The sequence below is a fragment of the Kribbella koreensis genome (assembly GCF_039525325.1).
Classification (GTDB): domain Bacteria; phylum Actinomycetota; class Actinomycetes; order Propionibacteriales; family Kribbellaceae; genus Kribbella; species Kribbella koreensis.
Window position 1 is genome coordinate 553724 of record NZ_BAAAHK010000017.1, and the last position, 20931, is coordinate 574654.

Below are 20931 nucleotides of genomic sequence, written 5' to 3' on the forward strand. Positions count from 1 at the left end.
CCGTGGCGGTACGTCGCACCGCACACCCTCGCAGGACGGATCCGACGTCGCGGTCAGCGGTCCGGGCCGGCTGATCGCCGAGGCGGCCCGGGTGCACCGCTGCTTTGACCTTCCCCACCCGATCGCCCTGTGTCTGAGCGGTCGAGCTGTCGGATTCCGGCGGAGCTGGCCACCGAGTGGTACCGGCCGTCGATGGTCGGTCCCAGTCAGCGAACGCAGCTGTCACGAGGTGATCGGCGGAGCTAGAAGCGTCGCCGACGTTCGGTGCTGACCACCAGCTTAGCGGCAGACAGGTCGCCTGGATATTTCAGGAGGCAGAAGTCTCGATCAATTCGAGCAGATTGCCCTCGGGATCGTGCACGTAGGCGTACCGCATCCCGGCCGTGACGCCGGCCGCGGGCGAGGAGACGACCTCGGCGCCGTGCTCTGCGATCAGCCGCTCGAAGGCCGCGTCGAGGTCGGCCACCTGGAGAGCGAGATGGGTGAAGGTCTGGCTCGCCGTCGCGGCGAACGGGTCGGCGTGGACGACGGGCTCGGACCCCGACCGCTCGGTGAACTCGACCCGCAGCCCGGCCCCATCACTCAGTACTGCCGTCCGCACCCCCGCCTCCGGCAGCTCCAGCCGTTCCTCCACTGTCGTCAGCCCGAGGGCATCCCGGTACCACGCCTCCTGCTTGCTCAGGTCGGCAACCGAGATGCTGAGGTGGTGGAACCGGAAGGCGGTCATCGTGATGCTCCTGAGGTTAGTTGTATTAACCTCAGGTTAGTGGCACTAACCATGGCGAGCAACTCGCTTGTGTCCGGGGTCAGGGAGTCCCGGACACAAGCGAGTTGGGCTACTAGGCGGTGCGTCGGCGGCGGGTGATCAGGGTGACCGCGCCGAGGGCGAGCGCAACCGCGGTGCCGGCGGCGAGGATCAGCCAGGCGCCGGGGGTGTCCTCCTGGGTTGTCGACGCTGCCACGTCGTACCCGCCGGCGGTGCCGTTCTTGGCGTAGGTGCTGCCGGCCTGCTTGTCCTGGTACCGGTCGCTGACCTGCTGCCGGTACGCCGACAGCGCGATCGGCGCGCTACCGATCGCGTTGGTGGCCTCCGGGTTGAGCGCTCGCAGGGTGCTGCCGGTGACGGCGTACCAGGCGCCGAGCTGCGGCTCGGTGAGCAGCTTGGCGCCTCGGGCGGCAGCGGCCATCGTCGCCTCGGTGTTGCCGGTGGCAACGTTCACCGGGTGCCAGGCGCCACCCTGGTCGGGGGCGGTGAAGACAGTGAGCTTGTCGGTGCCCTTGGTGGCCGGCGTCGCGACGTACCAGAGCGTGCCGACGTCACCGGCACCGGTGCGGACGAAGTCGGCGCTCAACGCGTAGACCGGGATGACGTCCTGCTGGATGGCCAGCTTCGCGGTGGACTTGGCGGCGGCCGAGCCGGGGCGTTGGGCGGCTTTGCCCAGGAGCTTGGTCGCTTCGGCCGAGTGGGCGGCGGTGGCGGCCGCCGCGAGGTCGGGGCCGGTGGTGGGTGATGCCGTGGCGGCGGTCGCGGTCGCGGTTGCGGCGAAGGCGAGGAGGGTGCCGACGAGGCCGGCCGCTGTCCGTAGTACGAGCTTCTTGACAGGCATCATGGCTCAGGCTCCGATCCGGTAGAGCGAGTGCGTCCACTGGAACTGGGAGTTGTTCAGGTACCAGTTGTAGGTGGAGTAGTTGTAGCGGGGATCGCTGCCCCACGGGTTGTAGTACTCGATCGAGGAGTCGGACGAGTCGTAGCCGATGATGTCCATCATGTGGCCGCCGCCGGACTTCCAGCCGATCCGGGTCATCACCGGGCGGTTGGCGTTGATCTCGGTCTGGATCGTGGCGAAGCTCAGGGTGCCGCTGATGTAGCTGCCCTGGCTGATCCCGATCGTGCGGAACGCGCGCTGGTCGTTGGCCAGCGTGGCCTGGTCGTTCGGGCAGGTGCCGTTCTGGTTGTAGCCGAAGGCCATGTTGCAGAACTGGTTCTGCGAGTAGTTGCTGCCGTAGTACGCCGCGATGCTGTTGCCGGTGGCGGCCCAGCACCAGTTCGACTTCTGCTGGGCCTGGCCGGTGACGTTCAGGTACCGGCTGGCTAGCACCTTCGAGGCGGCCGGGGCTGTGGTGACCGCGGGGACGGCCGGAGCGGCGGCGGACGCGGCGGGGGCGAGCGGCAAGAGTGCCGCCAGACCGACGATCGTTGCCGCGAGCCACGACCTCGGACGGGGTGTGCTGACCCTCCTCATAGGGGGCCTCCTTCACTGGGGCGGTGAGGGCACTCATCGTGATCACCCGATCACGTCCGGACAAGCTCCAACTCGCGCGTCCGGCGACGGTGTGAACGGCAGACACGAGGTGAACAGCAGTGGAGCGGGAACTGCTCGGCGCCGTTGTGAACGTTTACACTGACGCCGACCCGGCCTCGGCGAGGGAGCGGACGATGACGGAAGCGCGGACCCACGTCCCCGACGTCGGCCCGGAGGCGCCGTTCGCCGATGCGCTCCGGGCGGCGATCGCGAACCGCGGGCTGGCCCTCAACCGGATCCAGGCCAGGCTCGCCGATCGCGGACTGCATGTCGGCGTCGCGACCCTCAGCACCTGGCAGAGCGGCAGCCGCCATCCGCGGCCCGGTTCGCTCGCTGTCGTCACGGCGCTCGAGGAGCTGCTCGACCTCCCGGCAGGCTGGCTCGCTGTCCGGGTGCCGGCCACTGAGGCCCCCACCCGCCCGTACGCCGTGGTCGCGAACGGGTCGACCCTGATCCGGCTGCTGGACGAAGTACGCCGGGATGCCCACGGCCGGCTGCGCAGTCTCACCGTCGTCGAGGAGATCGAGATGGGCGCGGACCGGAGCATGATCACCAAGCGGGTGATCCAGGCGCTGGTCGCGGTCAAGGACGTGGATCGGCTGATCGTCGTGCACCAGGGCGAACCGGGCTGCGACGCTCGCGACATCGTGCCGAGCGGGTTGGCGGGCTGTCGTACCGGGCGGGTGGCTCGCGACCCGGAGGACGGCGCGGTGCTCGGCGAGTTGCTGCTGGATCGGACGCTGCTCGTCGGGGACACGGCGGTCGTGCACTACGAGATCGCGGATCAGAACGGGATCCCGTCGACGCAGTACTTCCGGTTCCATGAGTGGGCCGGCACGCATCACGTGCTGGAGATCCAGTTCCATCGGTCGGCGATGCCGGTGCGGGTCAGCGAGTTCCGCCGCCATCACTCGGGCGGTCCCGACGTGCTGCGCCGCGAGCTGATGATGGCGCCGGACGGCCGGGTGCATGTCGTCGTACCGGCCGCCGACCGGGGTGTGGTCGGGATCGACTGGGAGTGGGACTAGTGGCGTGCACTTCCTCGGGGGAAGCACACGCCGCTGACTGTCAGTGCCTGATGCTTTCTTGACCTCGGAATGGGAGGCTTGGCCGGTGTCCGATTCGGCGATGGAAGGCGAGTTCGACGACGTCGCGAGCTGGACCGCGGACGCGGTGAAGCAGCTTGGCCCGGAGCACGCGATCCCGGCCGGCTGTCGCGGCAGCGCCAGCCCAGCGGCACTCGCCTGGCTGGCCGAGGCCTGCGAACTGAGAGCAGGCACCCGGCTGCTCGACCTCGGCGCGGGCGTCGGCGGTCCGGCCGCCTGGGCCCACCGCCGGTACGCCGTCCAGCCGATCCTCATCGATCCGATGCCTGGCGCAACGTCCGCCTCGGCCCGCCTCTTCGGCCTGCCGGTGGTGACGGCCGACGGACTCGCGATCCCCTTGCAGAGCGGCAGTGTCGACGCTGCCTGGGCGCTCGGGGTGCTCTGCACGGTGACCGACAAGGTTGCCCTGCTCAAGGAGTTGCGCCGGGTGATCGCGCCTGGCGGGTCGCTCGGGTTGCTCGTGTTGGTGGCGCAGGCTGAGTCGCTGGACCCCATGCCTGAGGGGAACTCCTTCCCGCGTCAGGTGGAGTTGGATGCCGTGCTCGACGAGGCAGGTTTCGACGTACGGGAGCAGACCGCCGAGCCTGACGAGACTCCACTGTCGTGGACCGAACGGGCTGACCGGGTAGAGGAGTTGGTTCGTTCGGCCCATGGTCAGGACCGCGTCTATCGGGAGGCTCAGGAGCAGAGTCGGCGGATCGGCGTACTGCTGGAGAGTGGGCAGGTGGCTACCCGGTTGGTGCATGCTGTCGGCCGCAGACCTTGAGGAGGAGGTCTTGGGCCGGGGCTTCGAGTGGCGTGCCGGTGCCATAGGTCCAGTCGAGATCGGTGGCCTTCAGCTGAATGCCGGTGAGGTCGACGCCGAAGTACTTGAGGTGTTTGGGGGAGAGGCCGGACACGACGATACGCATGCGGTCGAGGGGGACCCGGCGGTTGATGCCCAGGGCGACGGTGATGTCGAGGCCGTGGATGACGTCGTGGGAGAGTGCTCCTTCGAAGCCGCCGCCTGGTGGCTTCCAGGGGTGGTCGACGTTGGCTGCCAGGCAGTCGGCGAGTTCGGTGGGGCTGAGTTCGGCGGCGTCGCGGCGCGCCACGCGGTCGGACATCGGGTTGAACTTGCCGCCTGACTTGGCCAGCTCAAGCAGGAAGCGGGACGTCGAGTAGCGGTAGGGCATCGTCAGGTGGGCGACGACCTCGCGGGTCCGCCAGCCTTCGCAGAGACTGGGGGCGTCCCATTGCCCCGTGGTCAGCTCCTTCAGGAGGGTGGCCAGCTCGTGCCGTTCCGCGGCGATCAGTTGCCTGATGTCGGTCATTCTCGCGTCCTCTCGTTCGTCGGTCACCTCACCGACGAACAGGACAGGCCTGGACGGACACGTCAGAGAGCGGTTTCTTCGATTCTTCTGCGCAGGAAGGACCGCTCGGCGTCGGTGGTCGCCATGGTGAGAGCGTCGCGGTAGGCGGTGGCGGCCTCGTCCAGGCGGCCGGCGCGGCGGAGTAGATCGGCGCGGGTGGCTTGGAGCAGGTGGTAGTCCGACAGGGTGCCTGAGGCAACCAACTCGTCAACGAGGAGCAGCCCGGCTTCCGGGCCTTCGGCCATGCCGATCGCGACCGCCTGGTTGAGTCGGACCACCGGCGTGGGGGCGAATCTGGTCAGCTGCGCGTACAGGCCGGCGATCTGCGGCCAGTCGGTGTCGTGGGCGGCCGGCGCGGTCGCGTGGCAGGCGGCGATGGCGGCTTGGATCTGGTACGGACCGGGCTCGCGTCGCCGGAGCGCGCGCTCCAGGATCTCGGTGCCCAGGGCAATCAGGTCGGCGTCCCAGCGGCTGCGGTCCTGTTCCTCCAAGGGGATCAGTTGGCCGGTGTCGTCTTGGCGGCTGGACTTCCGGGCGTCGTGGAGCAGCATGAGTGCGAGCATCCCGCTGACTTCGGGCTCGTCGGGCATCAGGTGGGCAAGCACTTGGGTCAGGCGGATTGCTTCGGCGGTGAGATTCCGGCGTACCAGATCTGCGCCGGCGGTTGCGGCGTAGCCCTCGTTGAAGAGCAGGTAGAGGACGGCGAGCACCGCGGGCGTGCGTTCTGGCAGCAAGTGACCAGGTGGCACGCGATACGGGATCGCGGCGTTCCTGATCTTCTGCTTGGCCCGGCCGATCCGCTTCTGCATGGTCTGTTCGGGCACGAGGAACGCTCTGGCGATCTCCGCGGTGCTGAGGCCCGCGAGCGTTCGCAGGGTGAGTGCGACGCGCGCTTCCAGCGCAAGCGCCGGGTGGCAGCAGGTGAACATCAGCCGCAGCCGGTCGTCCGGCACGGCGTCATCCTCGGAAGGCTCCGGTACTACGTCCTCCGCCATCGCAGCCACCTCTCGCAACTTGGCAGCACCCACCGCCTCACGCCGCAGCCTGTCGATGGCGCGATTGCGGGCTGTCGTGGTGAGCCAGGCGCCCGGCTTGGTCGGTACGCCGTCGCGCGGCCACCGCTCCAAGGCGGCGGCGAACGCGTCCTGCGCACACTCCTCGGCAAGATCCCAGTCCCCGGTGACCCGGATCAGCGTCGCAACAACCTGCCCCCACTCGTCGCGAAACGCCCGCCCGACAACCCCCTCCACCCCGTCGCCCGGCTCACCGTTTCCGCGCGTGCCACCGCCGGGTTTCGGGTGCGGGTGGGTCACTGAGCGGTGGGGGTCGGTCCGTCGATGACCGGGCGGATCTCGATCGTGCCGTAGCCGGCCGCTGGGTGCTTGGCGGCGATCTCGATGGCTTCGTCGAGGTCGGCGCACTCGATCAGGACGAAGCCGCCGACGACTTCCTTGGTCTCGGCGAACGGGCCGTCGGTCAGCAGCACCTCGGCGTTGCGGACCCGCACGGTGGTTGCGTCGGTGGCGGGGGCGAGTCCGGCGCCGCCGCGCACGACGCCGCGTTGCTCCATCTCCTCGGACCAGCCACCACAGCCGTCGTTGGCGTGCTCGGCGGCGGTTTCGTCGCCGGCGATCATCAGTAGGTACTTCACACGATCCTCCTCATACCCGACCGACGAACGGCAACGGCCCAGACGGACAACCCGATGCCAGAAATCTAACCGAGTTCGGCGAGGATCGCCGTGATCTGCTGCTCTGCCTCCTGCGGCGGGGGAGCGGAGATGGTGAGGCTGTCGAGGACTTGGGTGTAGGCGTCCAGGTCGTCGCGCTTGTCGAGATAGAGCGCGCTGGTCAGGTGCTCCAGATAGACGACGTCGGGCAGATCCGCCTGGGGGAACCGCAGCACACTGAACGCACCGGCGGTCGCCGCGTGCCCGGGGCTGCCGAGTGGGATGACCTGCACCGTGACGTTCGGCCGGTGGACGGCCTCGATCAGCGCGGCCAGCTGCTCGCGGAGGACGCGGGTCCCGCCGATCGGCCGGCGGAGTACTGATTCCTCGATCACCGCCCACAGGCGCAGCGGCGGGTCTCGGTCAAGCACTGCTTGGCGGGTCTTGCGCAGGGCGACGACGCGGTCGAGCTCCTCCGCCGATCGCTCAGTCCCCGAGGTGAGCGCCGCGACCGCTCGCGTGTACTCCGGGGTCTGCAGCAGGCCCGGCACGAACTGCACCTCGTACGTCCGGATGAGGTCCGCGGCCGCCTCGAGCCCTAGATAGGCGTCGAACCAGTCCGGGGTGACGTCGTGGTACCGGTGCCACCAGCCGCGGCTGTTCGCATCGCGGGCGAGCTGGACCAACCGCTCCCGCTCGTCGGGCTCGCTCACGGAGTACAGGGTGAGCAGGTCTTCGATGTCGCGGACCTTGAACCCGACCCGACCGAGCTCCATCCGGCTGATCTTCGACTCCGACGACCGGATCGCCCAGCCGGCCTCCGGCCGGGTCACTCCGGCACGCTCGCGCAACCGCCGCAGATGCGCTCCCAGCATGATTCGCAACGCGGTGGGCCCCGCCTCACTCCGCCCAGCCATACCTCCACTCTACCTCATTATCGAACATATGTTCGGACGGGTTCAGTGGAGGGCCTTCCAGTGACCTTCGGAGATGACCTCGACGGTGCCGCCGGTCACTTTGATGGCGGTCTGGTCGTCGATGGCGTACGCCGGACCCCCGGTGCGGGCGGCCCAGCTCTCCGCCTCGGCCAGGGTGTTTCCCGGCATCTGCTCATGATCCAGGTGGGGGAAGATCGAGAAGTCGACGAGCCCGAGCGTGCGGTCGTCCGGCGCGGCCGGCCACTTGACGAAGTCGTCACCGATGCGCGGTGTCATCACCATGCTGCCGGCGCTCAGTCCCACCCAGACCGTCTCGGGTAGCGACGGGATGACGTCCGCCAGCCCTGACTGCCGGATCCAGTGGTACAGATACGTCGCTTCACCGCCGTCCACCAGCAGTACGTCGGCTTCCCGTACCCACGGCACCCACCGCTCCTCGCCGATGCTGGGCAGCGCGGTGAGTTCCAGGACGCCCAGAGACGCCCAGCCCAGGCTGGTCATCGTGTGCCAGGGAGGCACTCCGGAGACGAAGTTCCGCACTGAGACAGGTCCCAACATCGGGCTGGGGTGGCCCCACTGCGCGGTCGGGATGCAGAGCGCCCGGGACTCGGAGATCGGTTTGCCCAGCAGTTCGACCAGCGCAGCGCGGATGCTGTCGTTGGTGACGCCTCCGGATGTGAGTAGAAGCTTCACAACACCTCCAGAGTCGAGTGGGACTGAATCGTAGGCGCTAGTGCGTCATCCGGGCTCTGAGTACGTCGAACTCGCAGCCCGGCGTGTTCGGGTCGAAGCCGTGTTCGATCAGCCAGTGCGAAGCCAGCAGGCTTCGAAGCGACCACCACGCGCGGATCGCATCGAGGTCGACATCGGTGCCGTAGCCGGCCAGAACCTGGTCGAGGCGCTCCTCGTGGCCGAGCGTCAAGGTGGCCAGGTCGAACATGGCATCGCCCTGGCTCGCCTCCGACCAGTCGATGATGCCGGTGACCTGGTCTTCGGCGGTGAAGATGTGGGTGATCTGGAGGTCCCCGTGCGTGAACCTGGGCGTCCACGGCCGGAACGCGGCCTGGGCGATCTCGCGGTTGCGGGTGACCAGATCGGCGGGCAGGAAGCCGTTCGTGATGAGCCACTCGCATTCGGTGTCGAGGTCCGCTGCGATCTCGTCGGGGTTCTTCTTGCTGGGCCAGGGCGGCAGCGGCGCTTCGTGCAACGTGCGGATGGCGGCGCCCGCCGCCGCCCAGGCCGCCGGCGACGCGGTCGACGGCTTGCCGAGAACACCGAGTGCCTTGCCGGGGACGGCGGCGATCGCGAGCACGGGTGGCTTCCGCCACAGGATCTCCGGCGTCGGTACCGGTGCCAGCGCTATTGCCTCGACCTCGACCTCGATGTTCGCCTGATTGCCGTCGACCTTCAAGAAGACGTCTCCGACCCGCAGAGTCGCCCGCTCGCTGTGCGCGACAACAACCTCGACCTCATCCACGCCGGCCATTCTCGCGGACACCCCCGGCAACCGCACCGGAGTTTCTAGCGCGCCCACCCGGCCGTGATGCTGCGCCAGAGCGTGAGTACTTCCAGCCATCGGCCTTCAAGCTCGCTGAGCGGCCGAACTGATTCATACCCACCCAGGAAGGTCTCGCGCACGCTCACCGGCGTCGGCTGCCAGTTGGTGAAGTGAGTACCGAGCACCACGAACGAATTGGCCAGATCGCGAACGCGATAGTCCCAGCCGACCTCGTCGAAGTCGATCACCGCGACAACCTCCGAGCCGTCCATCAGGATGTTCGAAGCCCGGTAGTCGTTGTGAATCAGCTGAGGCTCGGCGTCGATCGGCGGCAGCAACGCCGATTGCTCTCTCAACCTCGCCGACGCAGCCGGCACCGTCCCGCTGTCTTCATGCGCCAACCAACTCTCGATCCGCTCCCGCAGATCCAGCGCCTGACTCGCCCCGCGCAGGACGCTGTCATCCCGCTCAGCCAAGGCGTCGTGCAACCTGGCCAGACAACTGCCGGCCTCGCGAACCGCCGACGGGCCAGCGATGTCCAACAGCTCGCCGATGACCTGCGGTTGCACGGTCATCGACAGTGGCAATGCTCCCGAATGAACAATCACTCGGCGTTGCCCATCGACAGCCGGAATCGGCGCCGCCACGGGCACGCCTTGCTCGTGCAGCGCAGGCAGGAGCTCCGCGATCGCGGTGAACTTCGCGAACCGCTCCTGTGCCCGGGACCACTTAATCACCAAGGCGCCCTGGTCCGTACCGACCCAGGCGATCGCGTTCTGGTCACTGATCAGAATCCGCTCGCACGCCTCGACCTCGAGCGCCCAGCGCTCAGCCAGCACCTTGGTCAGCCAGGTGACCGCATCGCCGAAGCTCTCCAGCCCGAACCTCTCCCGCAAGGCCTCCCGCGGCTCGGCCGATTCCCACAGCATCGAAAGCCCCATCGGAAACATCTGCCGAAGCTTAGTACTCGCCCGTGACACCGAGCCTGGTGTAGTACGCGAGCTGCGGATCATCAGGATCCCCGCCGGCCAGTACGACGAACTCCCGCGCCGCCGCCGTCCCGCCGTACTGCGGATTGAGCGGCCCGGCCAAACTCCTGTGCATCAACGCATAGTCGACGTACGGCTCACCCAGCCCAAGCCGGCTCAGATCGAGCAACCCGCTGAAGCGCAACGTCACCGGATCGACGAACACATTCGGCGCGGTGAAGTCGCCATGCGTCACGGCGCCCCGCGATCCCGGATACGGCGACTCGAACGGGCACTCGGCCAGCGCATGCAGCCGCCTGATCCCATCCGCAATCGCAGCCAGTACGGCGGGACGCTCGGCGGCCGGCCAAGGCTGCGAGGCATCTCGGCCGGCAAGCTCCGTGCTGAGCATCCATTCGCCTTCGACGCCCTCGCCCCGGTCGACGATTCGCGGACACGGGATGTCAGTCGTGCTGAGCCAGCCGAGTCGGTCGGCCTCGGCCGCGACTCCCGGACCCGCCTTGTAGTACAGGGTTTCGCTGCCGCGCTCCAACCGCACCACCGTCGCGTCGGAGTGGCCGAGCTCGATCGGGTCGGCGCTGGTTGCGCCGAAGCGAGTCATCAAGGTCTGGAGGTCCACTCGCCGAAGGGTACGGGCGGGGCGGGAAAATAGATGAGATGTTTATCTAAGTTTCTTATATAGTCAGGTGTGTGGCCCAGGAACTGAGCATCAGTGAGCTGGTCGAGGTGATGGGGGAGTTCACCCGGATGAACATCCGGTTGCCTGCCATCCAGCGGCTGAGCTTTACGACCTTGTCCGTGTTGCACACGCTGGCGACCGTTGGGCCTCAGCGGCTCAGTGAGTTGACCGCCAGCGAGCAGGTGACGCAGCCGGCGATCACGCAGATCGTGACCAAGCTGGAGCGGGAAGGGCTGGTCGAGCGGCGGGCTGATCCGTCGGACAGGCGGGCTGTGCTCGTCCACATCACCGGGGCGGGGGCGGCCGTCGTACGCGGACGGCAAGAGGAGCGGATGGTGCGATTGACCGAGCTCGCCGAGCGGCTCACGCAGGCCGAACGATCCAGGATCCAGGCCGCGCTGCCCGCGCTGACCCGCCTGGTCGAACTCCATCGAGCATCGGGTGACGAATGAACGACTTTCCCTTGGAAACAACGCAGATCCACGTCTCCGACGAAGTACTCGACGACCTCCGCCAGCGACTGGCACTGACCCGCTGGCCACAGGACGCCGGCAACGAGGACTGGTACTACGGGGTGCGCCGCGACTACCTGCAGGAGCTGGTCGAGTACTGGCGGACCGAGTATGACTGGCGGAAGGCTGAGGCGGCGATCAATGCCTATGAGCATTACCGCGTCGAGGTCGACGGCGTACCGGTGCATTTCCTGCGCAAGCCCGGCGTCGGACCGAACCCGATCCCGTTGATCCTCACGCACGGCTGGCCGTGGACCTTCTGGCACTGGGCCAAGGTGATCGACCCGCTGGCCGACCCGGCGTCGTTCGGCGGCGATCCGGCCGACGCGTTCGACGTGATCGTGCCGTCGTTCCCCGGCTTCGGGTTCTCGACGCCGCTGCCGGACAACCCGGACATGAACTATTGGAAGGTCGCCGATCTCTGGCACGAGCTGATGACGAAGACGCTCGGCTACTCGAAGTACGCCGCGGCCGGCTGCGATGTCGGTGCGATGGTGACCGGGCAGCTAGGTCACAAGTACGCCGACGAGCTCTACGCGATCCATATCGGCTCCGGCCAGAAGCTCACCCTCTTCAATGGAGACCGTGGCTGGGACCTCAGCGGCGGTCACCCGATCCCCGAAGGCCTGCCGCCCGCGGTCCATGCGCGCATCGTCGAGTTGGAGAAGCGCTTCGCCACTCATCTCGCCGTGCACGTCCTCGACCCGAGCACCCTCTCGTACGGTCTGTCCGACTCGCCCGCGGGCATGCTCGCGTGGATCCTGCAGCGCTGGCGGAGCTGGAGCGACAACGGTGGCGACCTGGAGACGGTCTTCTCCAAGGACGACCTGCTCACCCACGCGATGATCTTCTGGGTCAACAACGCGATCGGTACGTCGATCCGCACCTACTCCAACAACAACCGCTACCCGTGGACGCCGTCGCACGACCGTCACCCCACGATCGAGGCCCCCACCGGTATCACCTTCGTCGCCCACGAAAACCCGCCCGGCGTCACCACCGACCGCCGAGTCCAGCACTTCCTCGACAGCGACCGGGCCCCTTGGTACAACCACGTCAACCTGAACGCCCACCCCACCGGCGGCCACTTCATCCCCTGGGAAATCCCCACCGAGTGGACCACCGACCTCCGCAACACCTTCCGCCCGTACCGCCCCTGAGAAACCTCCGGCCAACGGATGCTGGTGTGATTCTCAGCCAACTTTGTGCTCGACGTCAGTAGATCCTGCGCCCGCGGATACTCAGACGGAGCATTAGGTGCCTCAGGCAACCGGGTTCGGGGGTCGGAGAGCTTTGAGTGGTAACAGCGCACCCGGCGACGAATAGCTTGCCCGGTAGCCCGGTAGCCCGGTAGCCCGGTAGCCCGGTAGCCCGGTAGCCCGGTAGCCGGGCTTCGGGCGGGATCGCGGACGGCGGCGCATACCTAACTCGGCGGGTAATCGCTTACCCTCGGCGCGCCGGGGCGGCCGGCGAGAGTTGTGTATGCGTGGCGATCCGGCCGGTGCCCTCGGCCGCGGCGCGACAGCTGTGTCGGCGGGGTCGGTGCTGTCGCGCGGCGACGGATCGGCGCGGATGGGCACATCGAGTCTGATGGGGGGCGGGTGNNNNTTTCGTGCCACTGGCCTGATGCTTGACGCCAGCGGCACCAAAACCTGCCACTGGCCGGGCGGGTGACGCGATGCCCCGGTTACGGGATCCGCAGTCCAGCAGCGCCCCCGCAACCACAGAGCCGCCGGCATCATGCGGTCGCCGTGCTCCGTCAGTCGCGGAGGTATTCGGCTCGCCAGCGGTGGAGGGTTGGGTCGTTGGGGCTGGGGGTGCGTTCCAGCTGGATCAGTTTGAGGTCGGGGGTGGTGAAGGCGTCGATGGCGGCGCGGGTCAGTGGCCAGGGTGGGCCGTCGACCGAGGAGTCGGGGGTGTTGTCGTCGCGGGCGGCGGCGATGACCACGAGGGTGCCGCCGGGGCGGACGAAGTCGGCTACGTGGGCTGTCGCCTCGGGTTGGAGAGGGATTGGTAGCGCTTGGACGGTGTAGATCTCCACGACCAGGTCGAAGGCGCGGTGCCACTCGGCGGGTGGGTTGAGGAGGTCGGCTACCTGGTACGTCGCCTTCGAGTCCGGGTGGTTGCGCTCGGCCGTCTCGACAGCGCTGGGGGAGATGTCGAAGGCGGTGGTGTCATAGCCCTGGTCGGCGACCAGCTCCGCGTCCCAGCCAGTACCTGCGCCAACGACGAGTGCCCGCTGGCCGGCGCCGTGCGGCTCGGCCGTCGCGACCCAGTCCAGCAGCAACGGGTGCGCGGCGCCGCGATCCCAGGGCAACACGGCCGCGCCTTCCGACGCAGCGGAGTACAGGCGCTCGAACCAACCGGTCGGGTCGTCCTGCTCCAGTGCTTCGTGGGCCAGCCGGCGGGATGCGAGGTCGGGGTCGACGGGTTCACTCGTCATCGGTTGGTCCTTCGCTGGGTTGGTGGATCGCGCGGACAGCCTGCACAGTGTCCACCTGGTCCGGGGTCTTGTCCTCGCGATACCGCAGCACCCGCGCGAACCGCAACGCCATCCCGCCCGGATACCGCGTCGAGGTCTGGACGCCGTCGAACGCGATCTCCACCACGACCTCCGGCCGCAGATAGACCGTGTAGTCGTCGCGCCGCTCCTCGATCTGCTGGAACTTCTCCGTCTGCCAGCGCAGCAGCTCGTCGGTCAGCCCCTTGAACGTCTTGCCCAGCATGACGAACTCGCCGGTCTCCTCGTCCCGCGCGCCCAGATGCAGGTTCGACAACCAGCCGGTACGCCGGCCGTGCCCCCACTCCGCCGCGAGCACGATCAGGTCGAGCGTGTGCGTCTGCTTCACCTTGACCCAGCCGGACCCACGCCGGCCGGCCTCGTACGGCACCGACAGCGACTTCACCATCACGCCTTCGTGCCCACGCTTCACCGCGTCGGTGAAGAACGCCTCACCGGCCTCGGCATCGGCTGTCACGAACCGCGGGATCCGCCGCTCCTCGGGCACCACCTTGCTCAGCCATTCGTGCCGCTCGGTCGAGTCGAGCCCGAGCAGGTCGTGCCCGTCGAGGTGCAGGATGTCGAAGAAGTACGGCGTGAGCGGAACCGTCTCGGGCCCGGTGGCCGCGCGCGTCGCCGTCCGGGAACCGGTCACCTGGAAGGCTTCCGGCCGACCGTCCGCCCGCAGCGCGATCAGCTCGCCGTCGAGCACGATCTTGTCGGCCTTGAGGTCGAGCACCGCGCTGACCACCTCGGGCACCCGGTCGGTGATGTCGTCGAGCGTGCGGGTGTAGACCACGACGTCCGATCCGTCCCGGTGCACCTGGATCCGGATCCCGTCCAGCTTCCACTCGATCGCGGCCGGCGAGCCCGTCTTCGCGAGCGCCTCCGCGATGCTCGTCGCCGACTGCGCGAGCATCGGTTGCACCCCGCGCCCGACCTCCAGCCCGAACTGATCGAGTCCGGCCTCGCCCTCGGTCAGCACAGCGACCGCAACCGGCGCCGCCGCACCACGCAACATCGTGGCCGCCCGGATCTTCTCGAGCGGGATCCCGGTCGCCTTGCCGACGGCATCCGCCATCACGCCGTCCAGCGCGCCCTGCCGCAGCTCACCGCTGACCAGCAGCCGCAGGAACCGTTGCTCCTCCGCGGTCGCTCGCCCGAACAACGCGTCGACCGCCTCCCGCCGCCGCGCCTGCGAGCCCGCCCCGGCGAACTCGGACAGCTCGGCGAACGCCTGGTCGACCTCCTCGATCGTGAGCGTCGGCTCCGCGGCCGGCTCCGGCGCGTCGGCGAGCGTCCGCCAGCCCACGCCCGTACGCCGTTGCCGCAGCTCGCCGGACAGATATGTCACGACGATCTCCGTCTCCACCGCCTCGGTCGCGGTGGTCAGCAACGTCGCGATCAGGTCGGCCTTCGCCCGGCGCGACCTGGTCTGACTCAGCGAGGTCGAGGTGGCGACCACATCTGCGAGCAACATGGCTCCAGTCTCACCCACGGCACCGACAATTTCCGGCCGCAACTTTCGCCGTGCCGTCCGCATCTAGCTCCTCGTACAGGGTTGACTACGTAGCCCAGGTCTAGACCGGTTCAGGTAAGGGGAGCGACCATGATCCGTAGCGAGCAGAGGCGACTTCGGGGCGTCTCAGCTGTTGTCGGGCTGACGCTGCTGACGGCGGGCCTGGGTACGACGAGCGCGGCGGGAGCGGCCACGGAGGGGTCGGCCACTCCCGCGGCCGCTTGCAGCCTGAGCCTGGGCTCGGGCGGTGCGCTCGGCGAGCACAATCGCCAGGAGATCCGGGCAACGGTCCCGCCGTCGGTCACGCCGACGTGGACCACCGAGCACGTCTACACGGCGGGCGGGCCGTGGATGAGCAGCCGGTTCCAGTACGAGCCGGGCCCGGCGTCCGGCGGCCATGCCGACGGCTGGGTGGCCGTGGGCGACGGGATGTACCGGAGTCAGTACGACACCGACCAGAACCAGCAGCTCGTCGGGCGGCCGGTCTACCGCAGGATCGGCGGCGGGTGGGGCATGTTCCGTGCGTTCGAGGAATCGCAGTACGTCGACGACTCCTTCGACCGCACCAACGAGTACGCACTGCGCAACGACGGCACGCTGTTCCGCTGGACCGTCGACGCGAAGGGCGCTTGGCGCAAAACCGGGACGGCGGCCGGTTTCTCGGCCGTCAAGGCGATGGCGCTGATCAGCAAGACCCGTACGTACGACACCTTCCTCGCGAACACCCACGGCGGGGCGCTGTACACGATCCACCTCCCGACGAAGCTGCCGATGAAGCCGGTCGTGAAGGTGGTCCGTAGGTCGACCTGGCAGGGTTTCGACACGCTCCTCGCCCAGGGCTGCGGCAAGGGCGTCCTGCTGGTCGGCATCAACCGGGACAGCCAAGTGGCCTACCTCTACGCCGTCGGCCACGCCAATGGCACGGCCACCCCGATCCAGAACCGCGGCAAGCTGCCGGGCACCTTCAATCCGTCCACGTATTTCCGCTGGGGCTACGTCTCCGACCTCGATCAGTTCAATGGGGAGTGATCAGCAATGAAGACAGGTTTCCTGCTGGCAGCCGTGCTTCTCACGGTTCCGGGCGTCGGCGTCGCGCACGCCGCGACGACCTCGCCGAGCGCCACCGGGCCCAAGGTGACCACGCAGGCCTGCAGTGTTCTGTCTGGTGCGTTGACGGCTGATGGCTCGGTCAAAGTGCGGGATCTCACCGCGACGACGCCGCCCACGACCACGCTCGACCGGACCGAGACGCCTGAGCTGTTCGGCCCGGGGCAGGTACGGCTCACCAGCTCGGTGGCCTATGACGCCGACTACGAGAACGGCTCGTCGCGGTACGGGTGGATGGTGCTGGGCGACGCGATGTACTCGGTGCGCTGGTTCGTCCTCGACGGGACCTACGACGTCGAGCCGGGTAGCTTCAAGACCACCAAGGTCGGTGGCGGTTGGGGTGCCTTCACCGCCGTCGAGACCTCCCGGTTCGACGACAACCGCGGGCACGCCAGGACTACGGAGTACGGGTTGCGGGGTGACGGCAACCTCTACCGGTGGACGATCGATGTCTACGGCAAGTGGCACAGCGCGGGCTTCGCGCCTGGCTTCGCTTCGGTCAAGGCGATCACGCTGATCAGCCAGACGCCGACGTACGACACCTTCCTGGCCAACACCCGAAGCGGCGGGCTGTACACGATCCACATCCCGACCACGCTGCCGATGAAGCCGGTGGTGAAGAACCTCCGAGCCTCGACCTGGCAGGGCTTCGAGTCCTTCCAGGCACAGCGATGCGGCCAGTACGGCGTACTGCTGCTCGCCATCGACAAGGACAGCGGCGCCGGATATCTGTACGCCGTTGGGCATGCGACCGGCGCATCGACGGTGATCCAGAACCGCGGCAAGGTGCCGACGACCTTCAAGGACCCGATCCTGTTCAGTTGGGCGGCTCCGGCCGGCTACGACATCCCGCCCTTCGGCGAATAGCTGTCAGGGCGCCGGCGGGAGGTCGTCGAGGAAGCCGGCGGTCGGGGTGAAGAAGAGGGTGCCGGTGACGGCGGTGGAGAAGTCGAGGATGCGGTCGTAGTTGCCCTCGGGCTCGCCGAGGAACATCCGGCGCAGCATCAGCTCGGTGACGCCGGGGTCCTTGGCGTAGCCGATGAAGTAGGTGCCGAACTCCTGGCTGCCGATCGTGCCGAACGGCATGTTGTCGCGCAGGATCTGCTGCTCGTTGCCGTCCTCGTCCTCGATCACGTTCAGCGCGATGTGCGAGTTCGTCGGCTTCTTGTCGTCGTGCAGCTCGATGTCCTCGAGCTTGGTCCGGCCGATCACCAGCTCCTGCTGCTCGACGGTCAGCGCGTTCCAGGCCTTCATGTCGTGCAGGTACTTCTGGACGATCACGTAGCTGCCGCCGGCGAAGTCCGGGTCCTCGTCGCCGATCAGGACCGCCTCGTCGGCCTCGGTGCCGGTCGGGTTCTCGGTGCCGTCGACGAAGCCGAGCAGGTCGCGCATCTCGAAGTACTTGAAGCCGTGTACCTCGTCGACGACCGTCGCCGCGCCGTCGAGCTCCTTCATGATCTGCTGGGCCAGCTCGAAACACATGTCCAGCTGGGCGGCGCGGATGTGGAAGAGCAGGTCGCCGGGCGTCGACACGGCCTTGTGCCTGGCACCCTCGAGCGCGATGAACGGATGCAGCTGGGCGGGGCGCGGACCGCTGAAAAGACGGTCGAAGGCGTCCGAGCCGATGCTGGTGACGCAGGACAGGCTGCCGGCCGGCACGCGGAAGCCGACCGCGCGGGTGAGTCCGGTGACGCGCTCCAGCAGATCACGCGCCTGCTCCTCGCCGCCCGGATCGATCCGGACCACGAGGAAGATCGCCGACCCGGTGAGCGGCGTCAGCACGGACTGCGGCAGAGCACGGGTCGACGCGGTCGGACCAGGCGTCGGATCGGTCACCATCGAGCACATCCTCCAAACAAAGTCATCGGACGGCAGCCAGCATGCAACAAGCACTCCGGTCGGCGCTCAGGTGGGTCACATCCGTCGGCCGGGCAGGCGGGTCAGGCACCCGCCGAGCGTGGTCAGCCAGGGCGCGTCAGGCGGGCAGGTCAGGCACTCGCCGAGCGTGGTCAGCTGGGGCGCATCAGGCGGTCGAGAAAGGCGATCAGGAGCGCCTCGCGCAGGCGTGGGGGAGCGACGTCGAGGAGCGCGTTCACCGGCGCCATCCGGTCAGGGAGCGTCTCGCCCGATCCCAGCCCGGCGATCTCGAGCAACCCGTCGAAGGCCGCGTCATCCAGCAGCGCGGGGTCGATCGCTTTGGCTGCCTCGGCCAGCTCGGGCGCGACCTGCACGGGACCGGCTGCCTGCGCCTGCGCGACGGCCGCTTGCAGCGCGGCGATCAGCTCATCGAGCCTCGGCGCGGTCGCGGCACTCATCGAGAGATGCAGCGACGCCGGTTGCCCGCGGAAGCTGAGCTGCGGCTGCACGAACCACCCGCGCGCGACCATCTCGTCAGCGATCGTGAACACATCAGCCCGTTCATCGCTCCTCAGCGCGACCAGCGTCGTCTCCGGGCGAGCGAGCACACTCAGCCCGTCGATCGCCTCGGCCGCGTCGGCCAGTCGGAGCGTCGCGTCATACGAAGTACGGGCCAGTCGTTGGTACCCCTCGTCGCCGATGTGCTGGACGACGGCCCACGCGGCGGCCAGGGGAGCGCCGGACTTGGTCGACTGCATCGTCGAGTTGAGCATCGTGTAGCCCGGCCAGTCCGCGTGCGCGAAGTACTGCGGCCGCCGCAGCCCGGCCGTCCGGTGCAGCAGGATCGACGCACCCTTCGGCGTGTACGCGTACTTGTGCAGATCAACCGAAATGCTCGTCACCCCCGGTACTACGAAGTCGAACGGCGCGACCTCGACCCCACCGGCCCGCAGATACGGCAACACCCAACCACCGATACACGCATCCACATGGAACCGAATTCCCCGCGCACTGGCCACCGCGGCCAGCTCAGGAATCGGATCGACGACCCCATGCGCATAAGACGGCGCACTCGCCACCACGAGCACCGTCGTGTCGTCGCAAGCCGCGGCCATCGCGTCCGGGTCCGCCTTGTACGTCGCCTCATCGACCTCGACCACCACCGCGCGGACCCCGAAGTAGTGAGCCGCCTTGTGGAACGCGGCATGCGCGGTCGACGGCAACACCATGCTCGGTTGGGCGATCCCAGGTGCCGCATCGCGCGCGGTCTGCACAGCGAGCAGGATCGACTCGGTGCCGCCCGAGGTCACCGTGCCGACAGCCTCGTCGCCTTGCAACAGCCGAGCGGCCCAGGCGACGAGGTCGTTCTCCAGTGTGCGGAGGCTGGGGAAGACGGTCGGGTCGAGGCCGTTCGTCGCGCCGTACAGGGCGAGCGCTTGGCGGCCGAGCTCGTCGGCCTCGGCCAGACCGGAGTCATAGACGTATGCGAGCGTGCTGCCGCCGTGCGTCGGCAGGTCGCCTTGCTGCAAGGCGCGCAGGCGGGCGAGTACGTCGGTCATCGGGCCTCCAGGACTTCTTCTGCGGTCAGCCGATAGCGCTTCAGGGCAAAGAAGCTGACGGCGATGAGCAAAGCAGGGACCACCGACATTCCGATCACGATCGCCGTCAGGGCCGACCCGGGCTGGTTCGCGTCGCGGTTGGTCGAGGAGACGTAGCCGCCGGCGGCCAGCACCAAGGCGTACAGACCTGGACCGAGGGCGAGGCCGAGTGTCTCGCCCGCTGTCCAGATGCCGGTGAAGACGCCGGCTCGACGGACGCCGCTTCGCGCCGCGTCGACTGCGGCCACGTCGGGGAGCATGGCGAGCGGGAACACCTGTACGCCGGTGAAGCCGACTCCGACGATCGCGGTGGCGAGGTAGACGCACCAGGTGGGGACGTGCTGGGCGGGGACGACTGCGATGGCGCCCAGGCCGAGGACGGCCGACGCGAGGAGGAAGCCGGTCTTCTTGCCGAATTTGTTGCCGATGGCAAGCCAGAGCGGGCTGACGAGCAGCGCCGGGCCGACGACGCAGACGAAGGCGATGGTGGCGGCGCCGGGGTTTCGCAGGACATACCGCGCCAGGTAGTCGATGCCGGCGAGCATCGAGCCGATCGCGAGCGCCTGCAGGACGAGGGTGATGAGCAGCCAGCGGAAGTTGGCTGCTTGCGCGACGACGCGGAGTTGCTCGCGCAGAGTGCCGGTGGTCTCGCGGACGGCGCCTGTTGGGGCGCTGCGCGTTCCGTAGTACGCGCCGAAGGTGCCGATGGCGAGGAGGAGGGCGACGGTGAGGCCCATCGCGCGGTAGCCGTCGCGGCCGCCGATCGCGTCGCGGATGGCGGGGGCGCTGCCGCCGCTGATCAGGATGGCGATGGTCAGCACGGCGACGCGCCAGCTCATCATCCGGGTGCGCTCGGTGTAGTCGTCGGTGATCTCGGCGGGCATCGCGATGTACGGCACCTGGAAGAACGCGTACGCCGTCGCGCAGCCGACGAACGCGAGCAGCACCCAGGCGGCGTCGAACACCTTCGAACCCAGATCCGGTACCGCGAACAGCAACGCGAAACAGGCTGCCAGCGACAGGCCGCCCCTGAGCAGAAACGGCCGACGGGGCCCGCGCGGCGACTGATGCCGATCGGAGATCCGCCCCGCCACCGGATTGAGCACCACATCAAGCGCCTTGGGCAACAACACGATCGCCCCCGCGACCACCGCCGCGATCCCCAACGTGTCCGTCAGATAAGGCAACAGCAGCAACCCCGGTACCGTCCCGAAGGACCCGGTGGCCACCGACCCCAACGCATACCCCACCCGAACCCGCACCCCCACAACACCCATGCCCCGAAGCATGCCAGCCCCCACCCG

At 68.3% G+C, this 20931-nt stretch carries 22 protein-coding genes; 6 read left to right on the forward strand and 16 right to left on the reverse strand.

From position 1 onward, the window contains the following. Positions 1–307: 307 nt before the first annotated feature. The 3 genes from ABD116_RS32055 to ABD116_RS32065 all read right to left on the reverse strand — a co-directional run bounded on the left by ABD116_RS32055 (position 308) and on the right by ABD116_RS32065 (position 2243). The gene (locus ABD116_RS32055; protein WP_343978906.1) at positions 308–727 is read right to left on the reverse strand and encodes a VOC family protein; all 420 of its coding nucleotides are present in this window, start codon (positions 725–727) and stop codon (positions 308–310) included. A gap of 112 nt (positions 728–839) precedes the next feature. Beyond that, positions 840–1607 (reverse strand): hypothetical protein, encoded by a 768-nt coding sequence (locus tag ABD116_RS32060; protein ID WP_343978909.1) that lies wholly within the window; start codon positions 1605–1607, stop codon positions 840–842. Positions 1608–1613: 6 nt separating this feature from the next. Further along, the gene (locus tag ABD116_RS32065; RefSeq protein WP_343978912.1) at positions 1614–2243 is read right to left on the reverse strand and encodes a papain-like cysteine protease family protein; all 630 of its coding nucleotides are present in this window, start codon (positions 2241–2243) and stop codon (positions 1614–1616) included. Between the two features lie 194 nt (positions 2244–2437). Here ABD116_RS32065 and ABD116_RS32070 point away from each other — a divergent pair, with 194 nt between their 5' ends. Together ABD116_RS32070 and ABD116_RS32075 are read left to right on the forward strand one after the other, a co-directional pair. Next, positions 2438–3331, forward strand: coding sequence for a helix-turn-helix transcriptional regulator (locus ABD116_RS32070; protein WP_343978915.1), 894 nt, complete (start codon positions 2438–2440; stop codon positions 3329–3331). A gap of 85 nt (positions 3332–3416) precedes the next feature. Further along, positions 3417–4175 carry a class I SAM-dependent methyltransferase gene (locus ABD116_RS32075; RefSeq protein WP_343978918.1) on the forward strand — a complete coding sequence of 253 codons (759 nt, stop codon included), beginning with the start codon at positions 3417–3419 and terminating at the stop codon, positions 4173–4175. On the opposite strand, the gene ABD116_RS32080 is transcribed toward ABD116_RS32075, so the two are convergent. The 8 genes from ABD116_RS32080 to ABD116_RS32115 form a co-directional block, all read right to left on the reverse strand. Beyond that, positions 4138–4722, reverse strand: a complete 585-nt coding sequence (locus tag ABD116_RS32080) for a maleylpyruvate isomerase family mycothiol-dependent enzyme (RefSeq protein WP_343978920.1) — start codon at positions 4720–4722, stop codon at positions 4138–4140. The genes ABD116_RS32075 and ABD116_RS32080 overlap by 38 nt on opposite strands. Positions 4723–4784: 62 nt before the next feature. After that, complete coding sequence (locus tag ABD116_RS32085) at positions 4785–6011, reverse strand: RNA polymerase sigma factor (protein ID WP_343978922.1); 1227 nt, start codon at positions 6009–6011, stop codon at positions 4785–4787. 59 nt (positions 6012–6070) lie between these two features. Further along, positions 6071–6412: a YciI family protein gene (locus tag ABD116_RS32090; RefSeq protein WP_343978924.1), complete on the reverse strand. Its 342-nt coding sequence runs from the start codon at positions 6410–6412 to the stop codon at positions 6071–6073. A 65-nt stretch (positions 6413–6477) separates the two neighbouring features. After that, on the reverse strand, positions 6478–7347 hold the full coding sequence (locus tag ABD116_RS32095) for a helix-turn-helix domain-containing protein (RefSeq protein ID WP_343978927.1): 870 nt from the start codon (positions 7345–7347) through the stop codon (positions 6478–6480). Between the two features lie 42 nt (positions 7348–7389). Next, positions 7390–8061 (reverse strand): Type 1 glutamine amidotransferase-like domain-containing protein, encoded by a 672-nt coding sequence (locus ABD116_RS32100; RefSeq protein WP_343978930.1) that lies wholly within the window; start codon positions 8059–8061, stop codon positions 7390–7392. Between the two features lie 37 nt (positions 8062–8098). Then, positions 8099–8845, reverse strand: coding sequence for a phosphotransferase (locus ABD116_RS32105; RefSeq protein WP_343978933.1), 747 nt, complete (start codon positions 8843–8845; stop codon positions 8099–8101). Positions 8846–8889: 44 nt separating this feature from the next. Further along, the gene (locus tag ABD116_RS32110) at positions 8890–9807 is read right to left on the reverse strand and encodes a phosphotransferase (protein ID WP_343978936.1); all 918 of its coding nucleotides are present in this window, start codon (positions 9805–9807) and stop codon (positions 8890–8892) included. A gap of 19 nt (positions 9808–9826) precedes the next feature. Then, positions 9827–10474, reverse strand: coding sequence for a phosphotransferase (locus ABD116_RS32115; RefSeq protein WP_343978939.1), 648 nt, complete (start codon positions 10472–10474; stop codon positions 9827–9829). Between the two features lie 71 nt (positions 10475–10545). On the opposite strand from ABD116_RS32115, the gene ABD116_RS32120 reads away from it, so the two are divergent. Continuing rightward, positions 10546–10986, forward strand: a complete 441-nt coding sequence (locus tag ABD116_RS32120; protein WP_343978942.1) for a MarR family transcriptional regulator — start codon at positions 10546–10548, stop codon at positions 10984–10986. Beyond that, a complete protein-coding gene (locus ABD116_RS32125) occupies positions 10983–12206 on the forward strand; it encodes an epoxide hydrolase family protein (protein ID WP_343978945.1) in 1224 nt (407 codons plus the stop codon). Before ABD116_RS32120 ends, ABD116_RS32125 begins: the two co-directional genes overlap by 4 nt. Before the next feature lie 599 nt (positions 12207–12805). Here ABD116_RS32125 and ABD116_RS32130 read toward each other — a convergent pair. Beyond that, a complete protein-coding gene (locus ABD116_RS32130) occupies positions 12806–13489 on the reverse strand; it encodes a class I SAM-dependent methyltransferase (RefSeq protein WP_343978948.1) in 684 nt (227 codons plus the stop codon). Beyond that, positions 13479–15026, reverse strand: a complete 1548-nt coding sequence (locus ABD116_RS32135) for an ATP-dependent DNA ligase (protein ID WP_343978951.1) — start codon at positions 15024–15026, stop codon at positions 13479–13481. The genes ABD116_RS32130 and ABD116_RS32135 overlap by 11 nt, the downstream gene beginning before the upstream one ends. 129 nt (positions 15027–15155) lie before the next feature. On the opposite strand from ABD116_RS32135, the gene ABD116_RS32140 reads away from it, so the two are divergent. Together ABD116_RS32140 and ABD116_RS32145 are read left to right on the forward strand one after the other, a co-directional pair. After that, positions 15156–16094 carry a hypothetical protein gene (locus ABD116_RS32140; protein ID WP_343978954.1) on the forward strand — a complete coding sequence of 313 codons (939 nt, stop codon included), beginning with the start codon at positions 15156–15158 and terminating at the stop codon, positions 16092–16094. Positions 16095–16100: 6 nt separating this feature from the next. After that, positions 16101–17039, forward strand: coding sequence for a hypothetical protein (locus tag ABD116_RS32145; protein ID WP_343978956.1), 939 nt, complete (start codon positions 16101–16103; stop codon positions 17037–17039). Between the two features lie 3 nt (positions 17040–17042). Here ABD116_RS32145 and ABD116_RS32150 read toward each other — a convergent pair whose 3' ends face one another. The 3 genes from ABD116_RS32150 to ABD116_RS32160 all read right to left on the reverse strand — a co-directional run bounded on the left by ABD116_RS32150 (position 17043) and on the right by ABD116_RS32160 (position 20904). Beyond that, the gene (locus ABD116_RS32150) at positions 17043–18011 is read right to left on the reverse strand and encodes a Dyp-type peroxidase (RefSeq protein ID WP_343978959.1); all 969 of its coding nucleotides are present in this window, start codon (positions 18009–18011) and stop codon (positions 17043–17045) included. A 170-nt stretch (positions 18012–18181) separates the two neighbouring features. After that, positions 18182–19588, reverse strand: coding sequence for a pyridoxal phosphate-dependent decarboxylase family protein (locus ABD116_RS32155; protein ID WP_343978961.1), 1407 nt, complete (start codon positions 19586–19588; stop codon positions 18182–18184). Next, entirely contained in the window at positions 19585–20904 is a 1320-nt protein-coding gene (locus tag ABD116_RS32160) for an MFS transporter (RefSeq protein WP_343978964.1), read from the reverse strand. The genes ABD116_RS32155 and ABD116_RS32160 overlap by 4 nt, the downstream gene beginning before the upstream one ends. Positions 20905–20931 lie beyond the last annotated feature (27 nt).

Bases quoted from the DNA above. Each gene is read 5' to 3' on its own strand.
- ABD116_RS32140 (WP_343978954.1), top strand. From the start codon at position 15,156: ATGATCCGTAGCGAGCAGAGGCGACTTCGGGGCGTCTCAGCTGTTGTC.
- ABD116_RS32150 (WP_343978959.1), bottom strand. From the start codon at position 18,011: ATGGTGACCGATCCGACGCCTGGTCCGACCGCGTCGACCCGTGCTCTG.
- ABD116_RS32155 (WP_343978961.1), bottom strand. From the start codon at position 19,588: ATGACCGACGTACTCGCCCGCCTGCGCGCCTTGCAGCAAGGCGACCTG.
- ABD116_RS32160 (WP_343978964.1), bottom strand. From the start codon at position 20,904: ATGGGTGTTGTGGGGGTGCGGGTTCGGGTGGGGTATGCGTTGGGGTCG.
- ABD116_RS32080 (WP_343978920.1), bottom strand. From the start codon at position 4,722: ATGACCGACATCAGGCAACTGATCGCCGCGGAACGGCACGAGCTGGCC.
- ABD116_RS32095 (WP_343978927.1), bottom strand. From the start codon at position 7,347: ATGGCTGGGCGGAGTGAGGCGGGGCCCACCGCGTTGCGAATCATGCTG.
- ABD116_RS32070 (WP_343978915.1), top strand. From the start codon at position 2,438: ATGACGGAAGCGCGGACCCACGTCCCCGACGTCGGCCCGGAGGCGCCG.
- ABD116_RS32055 (WP_343978906.1), bottom strand. From the start codon at position 727: ATGACCGCCTTCCGGTTCCACCACCTCAGCATCTCGGTTGCCGACCTG.
- ABD116_RS32145 (WP_343978956.1), top strand. From the start codon at position 16,101: ATGAAGACAGGTTTCCTGCTGGCAGCCGTGCTTCTCACGGTTCCGGGC.
- ABD116_RS32065 (WP_343978912.1), bottom strand. From the start codon at position 2,243: ATGAGGAGGGTCAGCACACCCCGTCCGAGGTCGTGGCTCGCGGCAACG.
- ABD116_RS32135 (WP_343978951.1), bottom strand. From the start codon at position 15,026: ATGTTGCTCGCAGATGTGGTCGCCACCTCGACCTCGCTGAGTCAGACC.
- ABD116_RS32110 (WP_343978936.1), bottom strand. From the start codon at position 9,807: ATGGGGCTTTCGATGCTGTGGGAATCGGCCGAGCCGCGGGAGGCCTTG.
- ABD116_RS32060 (WP_343978909.1), bottom strand. From the start codon at position 1,607: ATGCCTGTCAAGAAGCTCGTACTACGGACAGCGGCCGGCCTCGTCGGC.
- ABD116_RS32125 (WP_343978945.1), top strand. From the start codon at position 10,983: ATGAACGACTTTCCCTTGGAAACAACGCAGATCCACGTCTCCGACGAA.
- ABD116_RS32130 (WP_343978948.1), bottom strand. From the start codon at position 13,489: ATGACGAGTGAACCCGTCGACCCCGACCTCGCATCCCGCCGGCTGGCC.